The sequence below is a fragment of the Streptomyces sp. NPDC023481 genome (assembly GCF_055560195.1).
In genome coordinates this window covers 275,017-288,252 of sequence record NZ_JBVHJE010000011.1, presented here as the reverse complement: position 1 = coordinate 288,252, position 13,236 = coordinate 275,017, and the positions used below count along the sequence as shown (strand labels likewise).

Here is a 13,236-nt window from a genome sequence, read left to right as displayed (position 1 = left end):
CACACCTACAATCACCACCGCGGACACACCGCGCTGAAGGGCCAACCACCCGCCAGCCGCATCCCCAACCTCACAGGGCCATACACCTAGGGCGCGGCCCGGCGGGCGAGAACCCCCCGGCCGTTCCCCGGAACCGTGGTCCCGCGTGCCGGCATGCTGGCCGCACGCACAGCCGAGCCCCACCAGCTCACCGTTTCCGTGCCGGGAGAGCGGTTCAGCCCGGTGACGCGCGTGACACCTGCCGTAGCCGCGTCCGGACAACGCGGTTCGCGGCCGTCTTCTGCAGCAGTCCGTAGGCGAGGACCGGCAGGAGCAGATGCGGTTTGTCGGGGAGCGTGGCGGTGATCAGCACGGCGCTGGCGCTGCTGTTGTTCATCCCGCACGCGAGTGTGACGGACGAGGCAGCGGGCGGATCGAGCCCGAGCACGCGGGCCGCACACCGGCCGAGCACGAACGACAGCAGGCAGACGAGTGCCGCCACGGCCAGTGCGGCACCGAACAGCAGGGGACGCGGCTGGGCCAGGAAGGACCCCAGGGCGCCGCTGGCGTTGACGTAGGTCAGGACCAGCGAGCCGATCAGAGCCGCCGGCTGCACGCCGATCAAGGCCCGGCCCAGCCACGACTCGGGCAGAGCGATCCGCAGCAGGATGCCCACCGCGCAGGGCAGGACCACGCCGACAAGAGTGAAGCCGCCGCCGAGACTGCGATCACTCGCAGCGAGCACGTCCGCGTAGCCGCCGCTGAGCAGCGGTGTCAGGAGCCGGATCATCACGGGGATGGTGAGGGGACTGAGGAGGGTGGAGGCGAGGACGAGTCCCACCATCGTCGGCTGGTCGCCGTCGCCCTTGCCGGTCCACACGGTGGCCCCGGCAGCGACGGGCATGGCCACGATCAGGATCATCGCGGTGACCAGACCGCTGCCGCCGTCGGTATCGGGTGACCGGTGCAACAGGAACGCGATGAACGGGATGACCAGCAGCGGGATCGCCAGATGGAGTACGAGCCCCGCCAGCAGTGCACTCGGCCGGCGCAGCACGCGGCCCAGTTCGCGGACCGGGACCTGGAGACCGGCGGAGAACAGCACCAGCGCGAGCAGGAGCGGGGCGGTGGACAGCGGCAGGCAGAAGCGAGAACCGAGCGGCAGGGTCCGGGTCTGGCGCAGCCACAGGCCGGGACCCGGCAACAGCAGGGCGCCGGCGTACGAAAGGAGGACGGCTCGCCCCAGTCGGCGGCGCAGCCAGGCGGTCACGCGATCACTGGGGCAGTGGGCCCGGGTCTGGGTAGGGGCGTGCAAGGTGGTCTTCTTCCGTTACGAGGGCAGGGCTATAACGGAAGGCGCCTATGCCGGGAAGGCAGAGCTGTGCGGAAGAGTGCATGCCGCCATGCTGCTCGCGCATGACCAGTGGGGCCACCGGTACGCGGCGGCGGTCAGGATGTGTTCAGGCATTCGACGCCATGGTCGAGCAGCATGGCGGGGGACGAACACCCACGCCATCGCGGCATGGCGGCCGGCAGGCTTCACGTCGGTAATCGGTAAGAGATGAGGGACGCACTCGGGCCCGTCAACCACGATTCTTACCGTGCCCTTTGCTGGCTTTAGGACATCTCATGCCTGCTTCGAGATGCCGACGGTGATCGGATCGGTGAGCCTGGTCTGGGCGGGCGTCCCGGCGGTCGTGCGCTCGTCGAGGACGGAGCGTCAAGCGATGACGGCGCCGGTCGGGCACGAAGGCCGTCTTCACCGGCCGCGACCGGCATCGAGTGCGGCCGGCGGAATCGCCTCTGGATGGGAGGTGCCCGTGATGTCGGTCAGAAAAGCATGGCGATGGGCTGTGGCAGCCACGGTCGCCGTCACCTCGGGCGCATACGCGTTGCCCTTGCCGACCTTGCCCCTGCCCGGCAGCGCTGCGCCGGCTCCCGTGTCCGCCGGGTATGCCGTCAGCGCGCCGGCTCACGCCGTCGACTGCAGGCGCACCAAGTGTGTGGCGCTGACCTTTGACGACGGCCCGACCCAGAGCACGGCGGCCATTCTGGGCACACTGGAGCACCAGCACGCCGTGGCCACGTTCTTCCTCATCGGTCCCCACGCTCGCCGGTACCGCACGGACGTGCTCAGGGAGCTGCGGGACGGCGACGCGGTCGGCGACCATACCGTCACCCATCCCCGCCTGACCCTCCTGCCGCCCGCCCGGATCGACTACGAACTGAAGACCGCAGCGGCGGCCATCGCCTCCGTCACGCGGCATCGGCCCACCCTCTTCAGACCGCCGTTCGGTGCATGGAACTCCGAAGTGCGGGAGGCGGCCCGTGAGCAAGGACTGTCGGTGGTGATGTGGAGCGTCAGCTCGAAGGACTGGAAGTCCCGCAACCCACGGCTCATCGAGGAGCGCGTCCTGGGCCGCGTGCGACCGGGCGCGATCGTCGTCCTGCACGACCGGTACGCGACCACCCCACCTGCCGTCCCGAGCATTGTCCGGTCTCTGAAGGCCCGCGGTTACGTGCTGGTCACCGTCCCGCAGCTGTTCGCCGCGTCCGGAGGCGTACACCCCGGCGTGATCTACCACCACGGGCCGCAGCCTAGACCCGCGTAGAACGGCGCCGTGCGCCTGCGTCGAGTCCCGGGCACGAAAGGGCCACCATGTCGTCGGCCCAGAGGACCGGATCAGTCACCGAGGGGCGTGAAACCGTCGCGGACGCGGATCCCGGCACGCACGACCGGTGACTTGCGCAGCCGGGAGTTCCCACCGTCGGGGCCGGTATCGCGCTGCTCGGCGCGATACCGGCCTCAAGGGGTCGGCCCGTCAGGGTCGGCTCCCTCGTCCCCGACGGTTTGGCCCACCGACGGCGACGGTGATCCCGGCGCCGGTCAGGTCCGTCAGCGCATGTCGGTGAGCAGGGTGTTGAGTTCGGCTTCCTGTCGCGCCGGTGACATCGGCGGGTTCGGGTGGTCGATGCCGAAGGTCTTCAGGACCTGGTCCATCTGGGCGTCGATGAACGTCCAGCCGGTGTTGTCCAGCGGCTGCAACGAGGCTTGGTCGGCGTCCCAGAGGTCCCGCAGCGACTGGGCAGCGGCGTGGGCCCCGGTCGCGTTCCCTGCGCGTGCGTCCTTGAGCGAGGTCGTTGCGAGTGCCTTCAGTGCGTGGACCTTCGCGGGCGGGAACTTCTTCACGGCTTGGCCGGGGGCGAGGTGAACGGTGGAGGTGGCGTCGGTCTCCGGCGCCGGGCCGACGTGTGGCCGGCTGTGCGCCCAGATCAGCAGGCCCCCCGTGGCGACGGCGAGAAGGCAGAAGCCCGCCAGTGCGACGCGCTCCCTACGCGGGTCGGCGGTGTCCTGCGAGGTGTGCGTGGCCTCGTAGGTCTCGGTCACGTCGGAGCGCGTCACCGTCAGGTAGATGACGGTCGCCAGGATGAGGCCGAGGAAGATCAGGCTGGTGGTGAAGGTGCCCAGCGCGAGACCGGTCGGCTCGCCCGGCTGAGCGACCTTCGGGGAGGCGAGCCAGTCGCCGATGTTCGCGCCCAGCGGGCGGGTCAGGATGTAGGCGAGCCAGAAGGACAGCACCGGGTTGGCGCCGAACTTCCACAGCAGCGTGATCGCCGCGATCAGGCCGAGCGGCAGCAGGACCGAGACTCCCGGGGTCCAGCCGGTGAGCTCCAGGGTCCAGTCGCCGGTGGCGGTGCCGAGCGCGAAGGTGACGAGAACGGCGAGCCAGTAGAACGACTCACGCGGCAGCGTCGTGACCGAGTGGATGGAGAGGGTGCGCTCGCGCAGCCACCACACGCCGAAGACCACGGCGAGCAGGATTGAGAAGACGGCGGAGCTGATCCACAGCGGTACGTTGAGCTGGTCGGTCAGGATGTCGGTGTACAGCGTGCCCGTGACACTGACAACGACCACGGTCAGCCAGTACGGGAACGGGACGTACCGCTTCAGCCGCAGCTGGACGCCCAGGACCACCACGAACACCGCCGTGAAGATCCAGGCCGTGTTCACCAGGCCGACGCCCAGCTTCATGTTGATCCAGTCGGCGAAGCTCTCACCGACGGTCGTGCACAGGATCTTGATCACCCAGAACCAGATGGTGACCTCGGGAACCTTGTTCAGCATCAGCCGCCCGCCTCGGCGCGTGCGGGCCTCGCTCGTCGTTGTCATGCGGCGAGGTTGGCTTGGCCAATCTGCACACAACCTGACTACGCGATCGTTTACGGTGTGGGGAAGGTCACCTCGACGCGACCGTGACCATCCGCGATCGCACGGACTGCCACTCCTGCGGACGCGGCGAGACGCCTTACCACGGCCAGTCCCAACCCGTGCCCGTCGCCGCTGGTCACACCGGCTTCGAAGACTCGGTCGACCTCCGCCGGACGGAATCCCGGGCCATCGTCGAGGACATCGATCACCACGCCCTGGGGCTGGATGTGCCCCTTGACCCAGACGCGCGAAGTCGCGTGGCGCAGGCCGTTCTCCAGCAGGGGTGACAGCACGGCGACGACGAGTTCGCTCGCCACGGCTACATCGACGTCGGCCGGCACGGAGAGTTCGATGGAGCGGCCGGCGATCGCCTTGCTCGCCGCCTCCCTGAGATCGCAGCGGGTACCGCCGTCGATCCGTGTACGGGCGGCACTCAGAATCGTCGTGATCGCCGTGTTCAGGCGGTCGACCTCCGTCAGAACGGCCTCGGGTGCCAGATGGTGATCGGAGAGCTGCGCCAGCTGTGCCTCGCCCCGCAGGGCCGTCAACGGCGTCCGCAACTCGTGGGCGATCTCATCGGTGAGCCGGCGCTCGTCCGCGAGCGTGTTGTCTATGCGGTCGAGCAGGCGGTCGAGGGTTCGCCCGAGCTCCCCGAACTCATCGCGAGGAACGCCGAGGTCGAATCGGCGCCCGGGTTGGTGATCGCCCCAGTCGTCGGCAAGAGCGGCCATCTCGCGCACCACCCGCAACGCACGACCCACCACGAGGTACGCGACGACGCCCGCGAGCAGGATCGTGATGCCGCCCAGGATGAGCGACATCCCCAGACTGCGCTGCTCCGACGTCTCGTACGGCGTCAGATCCACCCGCACGACCGCCACGACGCGGTGGCCTTCGAACCGGATCGGCTGGGCATACAGCAGGTATCTGCCGATCGTGGTGGTCTGCGACTGCCCGGCGTCGGCAAGCGCCTCGACGCGGGGACGAAGGCCGCCCGGCACGATCCCGTCGATGAGGCGGCCGTCGGCGTACACCCACGAGACCGTGTCCAGCGCTTCATTGCCGCTCTCGATCAGCACGACGTGACCACCGCGTACGGTGACGTTCGCCGCCACCGCCTCTGCGCGTGTATGCGCCAGAGCGTTCGCGTCAGCGTCGGTCACCCGGCTCAGCAGGACGTGCGAGACCACCACCAGCACGGCGGCCACCGCTGTCGCGATCAGAACCGCGAGCGCGACGACTCTCCCCCGGAAGCCCGTCACTCCCATCGGTAGCCCACCCCACGGACCGTCGCGAGGCGATCCGCCACGCCCAGCGCGCCGAGTTTGGTGCGTAGCCGGCGAACGAAGGAGTCGAGGGTGTTGTCGCTGACCTGCGCGCCGTGCGGCCAGCCGGCAGCGACGAGGGCGTGGCGGCGTACAGCGTCGCCCTGTGAAGCGATGAGCCTGCCCAGCAGCCGGAACTCGGTCGGCGTCAGGCTCTCGCTTGCCGAACCGTGGCTCACGACGTGTTTCGCCGGATCGAGAATGACGCCGTCCGGTGGGGTCGTCGCGGTTGTCCGGCGTAGCAGGGCGCGGACCCTCACCAGCAGTTCCGGGATGTCGAACGGTTTGGTCATGTAGTCGTCGGCTCCCGCCTCGAAGCCGCCCACCTTGTGATGCATGCCGTCCAGAGCGGTGAGCATCAGCACCGGGGCGTCGACGCCACGTGCCCGCAGCGCCAGGCAGACATCGCGGCCGTCGGCGTCCGGGAGCCCCAGATCGAGGACGACCAGGTGAGGAGTCGGATCAAGGTTCCGCAGCAGACTGTCCGCCGTGGACGCGACTGCGACCCTGTGGCCGTCGTGCTCGAGTGCGCGCCGGAGTACGTCACGGACCGCCGCGTCGTCTTCACACACCACGATAGAAGCCACACGGTGACCCTAGGCACTCCGGCGAGAGTTCTCCATTCCCCCTGGTCAGCGTCCTGCTAGGGCCCCGGATGATCTCCGTCGGCTCTTCGGGAGCAGGCCGGCCCACGGGGAGAGGTCCGCGTATCCGAGCGCGCGGCCCGGGTGGTCCACAGCAGGACGAGCGCCGCGGCCTGGATGGAGGCGACCACGATGACCAGAACGGGGACGGAGACGTCGTACAGCGCCCCGGTCAGTCCACCACCGGCCAGCGCGGCGCCGCCCATGATCCCGGCGAAGACGCCGTAGGCGGTGGCCCGGCGACCGGTCGGCACCAGGTCGGCGACGGTGGCGCGCAGAGTGGACTCCTGGACGCCGACAGCCGCTCCCCACACCAGGGCACCCGCCACCGCGATCGCCACCGTGTCGGTGAAGGCGAGGGCAGGGACGGCGGCGGACAGCAGCGGAAGGACGACCAGGACCCTGGCGCCGAACCGGTCGTACAGCCAGCCTGTGGCCAACGCCGCCAGCGCATCCGCGGCCATGGCCGCCGCGTACAGCACGGGCACCGTCGCGGTGGCCAACAGATGGCGGGTCACCAAGTGGTAGGAGAGCACACCGAAGGTGGCGAAACCGGTCAGGGTCGCTGCGGTGAAGGCCGCGTAGGCCCAGAAGGACCGCGGGGGCAGCACCGACTCCTGGGTTTCCGCGGGGGAAGGGACGTCGGACGCCGGTGTGCCGGCGTCCGTCTCGTAAGCGATCGGGTCGGGGACCCTTGCCCGCAACCACAGCAGCAAGGCGATGGCGGCCACGCCGGGCAGGGCGAGCACCCCGAGTGCGGGCGCGTAGTCGTCACCGGTGAGGGCGAGCATGCCGGCCACCGTGAGCGGTCCGAGCAGCGCGCCGACCTGGTCCATCGCCTCGTGCACGGCGAATCCCCGGCCCCGTCCGGTAGCGGCGGTGGCGTGCGAGAGCAGCGTGTCCTTGGCCGGAGAGCGCACCGCCTTGCCGACCCGTTCGGCGACCACAAGGGCGCAGGCCCCCCACAGAACGCCGGTCAGACCGAGCAGCGGAACACTGACCGCGGTCAGGACGTATCCGGTGATCGTCCAGGCCCAGAAGCGGCGGTCGCGGTCGGCCAGCGGACCGGAGACCAGCCGCAGTCCGAGCGCGGCAGCCTCCCCCGCCCCCGTGACCACGCCGACCACGGCCGCCGAGGCTCCGAGATGGGCGAGGAGCGGGCCGGTGATCGAGCGAGCGCCCTCGTAGGCATAGTCCATGAGCAGGCTGACGGCCCCGAACACCACGACGAACCGCCACGGCGGCAGGCGCCGGGCAGGTCTGTTGGGCAGTGCGGACGCAGTGCGGGTGGGCTTCACCTGTCCTCCCGGAGGTGTCACGCGCCTCGTACGGCCATCTTGCGCACGTCCCGTCACCACCGCTGCCCGACAGGCGCTCCTTGTCAGGCGGTGAAACCGCCGTCCACGTGGATCGAGGCGCCGGTGATGTACCTGCCGTCCGCACTTGCCAGGTGGGCGACAGTGGCCGCGATCTCGGCCGCTTCCGCATAACGGCCCACAGCGGTGAAGCCGGCGATCGTCTCGGCGTTCGGGCCATCCGCCGGGTTGGTGTCCGTGTCGGTGGGGCCGGGGTGGACCACGTTGACGGTGATGCCGCGCGGGCCGAGTTCTCGGGCCAGGCCCTTGGCCATGCCCGCGAGGGCCGACTTGCTCATCGAGTACAGCGCCAGGCCTGGGAAGGGCGCGCGTTCGGCGACATTGCTGCCGATGCTGATGATGCGGCCGCCCTCGCCCATGTGACGCGCCGCCGCCTGTGACGCCACGAACGGTGCCCGGACATTCACGGCCAGGGTACGGTCGATCTCCGCCGGCCCCAGGTCGTCGAGCGAGCCGACGAGAAAGACGCCGGCGTTGTTGACCAGGATGTCCAGCCTGCCGAATGTCGCGGCGGCCTCGTCCACCGCGGCGGTCAGCGCCTCCGGGACCGCACTGTCGGCCTGGATGGCCAGCCCTCGACGCCCCCGGGCCTTCACCTGCTCCACGACGTCGGCGGCACGCTCCGCGCTGTTCTCATAGGTGACGACGATGTCGGCGCCTTCCTCCGCCAGCCGGAGCGCAGCGGCGGCGCCGATGCCCCGGCTTCCGCCCGTGATCAAGGCGACTTTTCCTTCGAGTCGGTTCATGCCGTCGAGCATCGCTGTCCCCGCCAGCGGAAGCTGGCGGGAATCCGACCTGGCATTCGGCGACATCGACAGCAAGCGGCATCCGGATCGGCTGGTGTTCCGAGGCATCCTGTTCGTGCCGCACACGAGGGTGCTTGGGAACACCCACATGGTTCTTGAGCCGACGCCAGCAGATGATGCTGCCCCCAGAGTGAGGAAGGCTTCGTGGATGTCGTCGCGGATCTCCCAGCGGATTCGCAGGCGGGGGAACCAGTGCAGGTGAGCGAACGCGAGCGGAATTCCCGTGGCATCGGTGATCAGGTGATGCTTGCTGCCCGTCCTGACATGCGTGAGGCCAAGCGCCAGCGGCTGTCTACAGCGAGTCCTTCCGCTCTTCGGCCTTGAGGCCACGGAGTGTCCAAAGTCCGTACAGCGCCAAAAACGGTTTGACGACCGTCCACTCGCCAGGGCGGTAGTCGTCCGCGCGCACCAGCCTCTCTGCAAGATCGGGGCGCTGCCGCCGCAGGTACGCACGGGCCTTGAGCGCATGAGCCGGCTGGGAGGCGATCTTGATGCGATCCACGTCTTCAAGCAGTGGGATCACGTTCGTGATGTTCTCCCACGTCGTCGCGCTTTGGTCTTCGAGGAGCATCGTGCCGTCGAACTCAAGCACCGACTTCGCATAGTCAGCCATCAGTTGGGCCTCCGTGGCGCCGCTGCTGGTCGCACCGCCGCTGAAGATCACGCAGGTCCCCTGCGCACCGTCAGTGGCGATGGAGCGGATTCCAGCCCGTACTCGCCATCGGTTGATCAAGTTCGCCGTCGCTTGGGGATTCCGGTACCCCAACACCACCACGGCCTCGGAGGTGCCCCCGCCTCTCCCCACGAGCGCTCGAGACCAGCGCCAGTTCAACCACTCGCCCCAGGCCAGGGCTGCAACCCCAGCTGTCGCCAGTCCCGTCCTTCGTCGCATGCGGCGACTCCAGGACAGTTGCTGATAAGGAACAGTTCCCTGAGCCCGCCAGGGGCCGAGCGAGTGCTGCAGCGTCGTCGGCCTCCGCGAGCGAGCAGACGGGTTCGCTCGAACCATCAAGCGCTCCACATCCAACATCGGAGAGGGCGGAAGGGGCGGTGCTGCCCTTGGTTCTCTGCGGGGCTGCCCCGCCGTCGGCACGCAGGACTGCTGCACCAGGGCCTCCTCCTGCTCGGTGATTCGACACCAACGAGCTGTTCAGGAAGCCCTGTTCCTGTGCGCCCAGCGCCCCGTGTCCACCCGATGCTGGACGATCATCACGCGGCTGCGTATTCGACGCGGGGAGGCGGTGGGTTGTCGCCGACGGTGGGCGGCTGGTCGCGCCACAGCGAGATGCCCAAACCGATCAAGGCCACTCCGGTCGGAACGGCCAACGGCCGGTTGAACGACTCCGGAAGCACCGCGAGCGCGACGGTGGCGACGGTGCCTGCGGCGAGGAGCGCCGCGGCCCACCGGGCGAGGACACGCGCCCGGAACAGCGCGATACCGAACAGGCACCCGCCCGCGAGGTAACCGACGGAGCTGAGGACGAAGACCGTCTGCATGGCGCCGATGTCATGGGTGGCGGTGCCGCCGAAGGCGACGGCAAGGACGTCGCTGACGTAGCCGGGCGACGTGTGCGCCACCGAAGGGAGAACCGTGGCCGCGACGACCTCGATGCTCAGCATGAGCAGATAGCCGGCCGCGAACAACACGTAGCCGATGAAGCCGAGGATCCCTGTCTGCCGGACTTGACGCAGGTACATGCCGGTGATGCCGGCAAGCGCCAGCGCCGCCATGACCGCCTTTGCGGTGCTGCGCACCACCCAGTCGGTGGTGGTGACCGACGAGACATCCATAGGTGGGTGGTTGACCTGGACACCAATGAACAGCAGTCCGGCGATCGCGGCAGCGATTCCGGCGGCCCGCGTGAGCCTCGTGGCGGTGATGATCGGCAAGGGTCGCTTCGTCCCGATGCGTCCTGGCGTCGAGCTCATGCTGTGCCTCCTCCGTGAGGTGTACGACGTACACCTTCGCTGCGGCCAAGCTAGGTGTACCCTGTACACCTGTCAAGGCTGGACACCGGACAGGCCGTAGAGGAACCAGATGCAGGACAGCGCCGCAGCCGCCGGCCGAGAGCGGCTCAACCGCGCCAAGGTGTTGCGTGCGGCCGCCGAGTTGGCGGATGAGGGCGGCTTCGACGCGCTCACTATGCGCAGGCTGGCGGCCCGGCTCGGCGTCGTACCCATGGCGCTCTACAAACATGTGGCGGACAAGCATGAACTGCTCGACGGCATGGTCGATCTGGTCTTCGCCGAGGTCGAGATGCCCGTCGACGTCGACTGGCGTACCGCTTTGCGCACCCGCGCCTCGTCGATGCGGCAGGCGCTGCTCCGTCACCCGTGGGCAGTCGGCCGGATGGAGACAGGCACTCCGGGGCCGGCGAACCTCTGCCACCACAACGCCGTGCTGCGGTGCCTCCGCCGCGACGCGGGCTTCCCGTTCTCCATGGCCGTGCACGCGTACAACCTGATGGACGCCTACATCTACGGGTTCGCCCTTCAGGAGAAAACCCTCGCCGGCGACATCCCGGCCGAGGCGGCGCGACGACGGAAAGCCGTCGCCGACCGACAACCGTCGGAGATCGACGACTACCCGTACCTCGCCGAGGTGGTCACGGAACTCGCCAAGACAGGCTTCGACTTCGACGGCGAGTTCGAGTTCGGACTCGATCTCATCCTCGACGGCCTCAGCCACATGCGCCAGCAGGCACCGACGCGGACGCGCCACACGCCCGACACCCCGCCGCGGCGGCCATCAGCCCGGTGATTCCAGTTCTCGAACGCCCTCACATCGGCGGAAGAGTGCGCTTCTTGGCTGCAGCTGATCTCAGGTTGGCGGAGGCTCAGTTATCAGACGTCCTCGCCAGGGCAGAACTCTCTTTCAGGAGTTCTGCTGTGCCTGGAAGACCATGAGTGCCAGCTGGACCCGGTTGTCCAAGCCGGTCTTGGTGAGCGCGCGGGAGATGTGCGTCTTGACTGTGCCTTCGCTCATGAAGAGGGCTTTCGCGATGGTCGCGTTGGAAGCGCCTTCAGCGACGGCCTCGGCGACGGCGCGTTCTCGATCGGTGAGCGCCTCCAGTGTCTGCTGCGCTTTGGCGGTGGAGGAGTCGTTGGCTGCGCGAGTGTGGCGTGCCACGAGTTGGCGGGTGATCGTTGCCGAGAACGCGGACTCCCCTGCTGCGGCCAGGTGAATCGCGTGGCAGAGCTCCTGCGGCGCGACATCTTTGAGTAGATATCCGCTCGCGCCGGCCTGCAGTGCGTCGAGGACGTGTGTGTCCAGGTGGAAGGTGGTCAGCATCAACACCGCGACCGACGGCATCACCGCACGGACACGGCGGGTGGCCTCGACGCCGTCCATCTCCGGCATCTGCAGATCCATCAGCACGACCTCGGGCCGGTGCTGCGTTGCCGCGATGACGGCCTCGGCTCCGCCGGACGCCTCGGCGACGATGGTGATGGTGGGGTCCACCGACAGGACCATCGACAGCCCGGCCCGGACCATCGCGTCGTCATCGACGATGAGCACCGACGTGGGTGCGCCGGGGATGCTGCCTGAAGAGGGAGAGGTGGTCATCGCAGGGGCACCCGCGAAGACAGTCGGAACTCGTGGGCGTTCTCACCGCGGTCGACGGCCTCGTGTTCAACGACGCCTCCCACGGTGGCGATCCGTTCGACGAGACCGCTCAGCCCGGCGCCGGCTCCGGGCAATGCCGACTCGGATTCTTCGATCGGGTTGGTGATCGTGATGACGGCATCACCGTCCTCGCGGCGAACATGCACCGTTACCAGTGCGCCAGGGGCGTGCTTGCGCGCGTTGGTCAGCCCCTCTTGCACGACCCGGTAGATGTGCTCGGCGTTCGGGGATCCCTGCAGCGCGGCTGTGCTGCCGGTGTTGCCGCTGGTGTCGGGCAGGTCGAGGCGCGCGACGATCAACTGACCGGCTTGTCTGGCTTCGTCGATCAATCCCGCGACGGTGTGCTCGTGCTCGGAGCTTCGCGGTGTCACGACGGTGCCGTCGCGCAGTATGCCGATCACCGTGCGCAGCTCGTCGAGTGCGCTGATCGCGGTCGTGCGAATCGTCGCGGCTGTGGTGCCGACATTTCTGGCGTTGTCCCCGGCGACCGCGAGCCCGCCCGCGTAGAGCGCGATCAGCGAGATGTAGTGCGCGACCGAGTCGTGCATGTCCCGGGCGATTCTGGCGCGCTCGGCCATCTGGATCTGTTCCGCACGCTGCTCTCGCTCGCGCTCGATACGGGCTGCTCGGTCCCGGTAGACCGCGACCAGGTCCTGCTGCTTCTGCTGCAGCGCGCCCCAGGCCACGACGGCGAGTGCGATCGCGGTGTTGACCACCACGGTGAGGCTCAGCACGGAGTTGGCCGGATACAGCAGCCAGAAGACCAGGGCGCCGGCGATATCGGCCAGCGCCACGATGAACGCCTCTTCGATGCGTCGGCTGCGTGCCACGGCGAACAGAGCCACGTAGTTGGCCACACCAGCGGTGGCGCAGAACGCCCCGGCGACCGCCATCACCAGACCGACCACGACCGGAGCACGGTAACGGACCAGCAGCACGAGACTCGCGACCGCGCCCACCGAGATGTCGAGGACGCGCCACCCTCCTCCCGGGCGTTGCTCGAGGACCAGGAAGAGCATGGCGAGGCCACCGGCGAACGAGGAGAGAACAAGCAACGCCGACCGGCCGCGCTCGATCCACGCCCCTCCACGCACCGGGGTCTCGTCGCTGCGACCGCCGGCGACGGCGAGAGGAGGAGACGACACCGGACCACTGTAGACGGCCGGCGCCTCGACGAAGCAGTCAACGAAAGTCGTAGAAGGTGTCGGCCGTTCGTGGACTCGATCGGGCCCGATCGGCAGACGTTTGGCCATCGGCCGGCCGACATG

Annotated in this window: 12 protein-coding genes; 2 read left to right on the top strand and 10 right to left on the bottom strand. The window is 68.8% G+C overall.

Annotated features, from left to right (window positions below; genetic code table 11):
* Positions 1 to 214: 214 nt before the first annotated feature.
* On the bottom strand, positions 215 to 1,249 hold the full coding sequence (locus ACZ3ZD_RS22760) for a bile acid:sodium symporter family protein (protein ID WP_467400177.1): 1,035 nt from the start codon (positions 1,247 to 1,249) through the stop codon (positions 215 to 217).
* A 373-nt stretch (positions 1,250 to 1,622) separates the two neighbouring features.
* Between ACZ3ZD_RS22760 and ACZ3ZD_RS22755 the strand changes: the two genes are divergently transcribed.
* Positions 1,623 to 2,591, top strand: coding sequence for a polysaccharide deacetylase family protein (locus tag ACZ3ZD_RS22755; protein ID WP_467400212.1), 969 nt, complete (start codon positions 1,623 to 1,625; stop codon positions 2,589 to 2,591).
* Between the two features lie 284 nt (positions 2,592 to 2,875).
* Here ACZ3ZD_RS22755 and ACZ3ZD_RS22750 read toward each other — a convergent pair whose 3' ends face one another.
* The 7 genes from ACZ3ZD_RS22750 to ACZ3ZD_RS22720 form a co-directional block, all read right to left on the bottom strand.
* Positions 2,876 to 4,150 carry a COG4705 family protein gene (locus tag ACZ3ZD_RS22750; protein WP_467400174.1) on the bottom strand — a complete coding sequence of 425 codons (1,275 nt, stop codon included), beginning with the start codon at positions 4,148 to 4,150 and terminating at the stop codon, positions 2,876 to 2,878.
* 50 nt (positions 4,151 to 4,200) lie between these two features.
* On the bottom strand, positions 4,201 to 5,457 hold the full coding sequence (locus ACZ3ZD_RS22745; RefSeq protein ID WP_467400171.1) for a sensor histidine kinase: 1,257 nt from the start codon (positions 5,455 to 5,457) through the stop codon (positions 4,201 to 4,203).
* Complete coding sequence (locus ACZ3ZD_RS22740; RefSeq protein ID WP_467400169.1) at positions 5,448 to 6,101, bottom strand: response regulator transcription factor; 654 nt, start codon at positions 6,099 to 6,101, stop codon at positions 5,448 to 5,450. Before ACZ3ZD_RS22740 ends, ACZ3ZD_RS22745 begins: the two co-directional genes overlap by 10 nt.
* Positions 6,102 to 6,157: 56 nt before the next feature.
* Positions 6,158 to 7,456: an MFS transporter gene (locus tag ACZ3ZD_RS22735; RefSeq protein WP_467400166.1), complete on the bottom strand. Its 1,299-nt coding sequence runs from the start codon at positions 7,454 to 7,456 to the stop codon at positions 6,158 to 6,160.
* A gap of 83 nt (positions 7,457 to 7,539) precedes the next feature.
* The gene (locus ACZ3ZD_RS22730; RefSeq protein WP_467400163.1) at positions 7,540 to 8,280 is read right to left on the bottom strand and encodes an SDR family oxidoreductase; all 741 of its coding nucleotides are present in this window, start codon (positions 8,278 to 8,280) and stop codon (positions 7,540 to 7,542) included.
* Between the two features lie 352 nt (positions 8,281 to 8,632).
* Positions 8,633 to 9,232: a YdcF family protein gene (locus ACZ3ZD_RS22725; protein WP_467400161.1), complete on the bottom strand. Its 600-nt coding sequence runs from the start codon at positions 9,230 to 9,232 to the stop codon at positions 8,633 to 8,635.
* A 317-nt stretch (positions 9,233 to 9,549) separates the two neighbouring features.
* On the bottom strand, positions 9,550 to 10,269 hold the full coding sequence (locus tag ACZ3ZD_RS22720; RefSeq protein ID WP_467400159.1) for a hypothetical protein: 720 nt from the start codon (positions 10,267 to 10,269) through the stop codon (positions 9,550 to 9,552).
* A 109-nt stretch (positions 10,270 to 10,378) separates the two neighbouring features.
* Here ACZ3ZD_RS22720 and ACZ3ZD_RS22715 point away from each other — a divergent pair, with 109 nt between their 5' ends.
* Complete coding sequence (locus ACZ3ZD_RS22715) at positions 10,379 to 11,101, top strand: TetR/AcrR family transcriptional regulator (protein WP_467400155.1); 723 nt, start codon at positions 10,379 to 10,381, stop codon at positions 11,099 to 11,101.
* Between the two features lie 114 nt (positions 11,102 to 11,215).
* Here ACZ3ZD_RS22715 and ACZ3ZD_RS22710 read toward each other — a convergent pair whose 3' ends face one another.
* Together ACZ3ZD_RS22710 and ACZ3ZD_RS22705 are read right to left on the bottom strand one after the other, a co-directional pair.
* A complete protein-coding gene (locus ACZ3ZD_RS22710; RefSeq protein ID WP_467400152.1) occupies positions 11,216 to 11,908 on the bottom strand; it encodes a response regulator in 693 nt (230 codons plus the stop codon).
* Positions 11,905 to 13,221, bottom strand: a complete 1,317-nt coding sequence (locus ACZ3ZD_RS22705; protein WP_467400150.1) for a sensor histidine kinase — start codon at positions 13,219 to 13,221, stop codon at positions 11,905 to 11,907. The genes ACZ3ZD_RS22710 and ACZ3ZD_RS22705 overlap by 4 nt, the downstream gene beginning before the upstream one ends.
* Positions 13,222 to 13,236 lie beyond the last annotated feature (15 nt).

Excerpts from the sequence above, each read along its gene's own strand:
- ACZ3ZD_RS22715 (WP_467400155.1), top strand. The coding sequence starts at position 10,379 with ATGCAGGACAGCGCCGCAGCCGCCGGCCGAGAGCGGCTCAACCGCGCC.
- ACZ3ZD_RS22755 (WP_467400212.1), top strand. The coding sequence starts at position 1,623 with ATGCCGACGGTGATCGGATCGGTGAGCCTGGTCTGGGCGGGCGTCCCG.
- ACZ3ZD_RS22750 (WP_467400174.1), bottom strand. The coding sequence starts at position 4,150 with ATGACAACGACGAGCGAGGCCCGCACGCGCCGAGGCGGGCGGCTGATG.
- ACZ3ZD_RS22710 (WP_467400152.1), bottom strand. The coding sequence starts at position 11,908 with ATGACCACCTCTCCCTCTTCAGGCAGCATCCCCGGCGCACCCACGTCG.
- ACZ3ZD_RS22725 (WP_467400161.1), bottom strand. The coding sequence starts at position 9,232 with ATGCGACGAAGGACGGGACTGGCGACAGCTGGGGTTGCAGCCCTGGCC.
- ACZ3ZD_RS22745 (WP_467400171.1), bottom strand. The coding sequence starts at position 5,457 with ATGGGAGTGACGGGCTTCCGGGGGAGAGTCGTCGCGCTCGCGGTTCTG.
- ACZ3ZD_RS22730 (WP_467400163.1), bottom strand. The coding sequence starts at position 8,280 with ATGAACCGACTCGAAGGAAAAGTCGCCTTGATCACGGGCGGAAGCCGG.
- ACZ3ZD_RS22705 (WP_467400150.1), bottom strand. The coding sequence starts at position 13,221 with ATGGCCAAACGTCTGCCGATCGGGCCCGATCGAGTCCACGAACGGCCG.
- ACZ3ZD_RS22720 (WP_467400159.1), bottom strand. The coding sequence starts at position 10,269 with ATGAGCTCGACGCCAGGACGCATCGGGACGAAGCGACCCTTGCCGATC.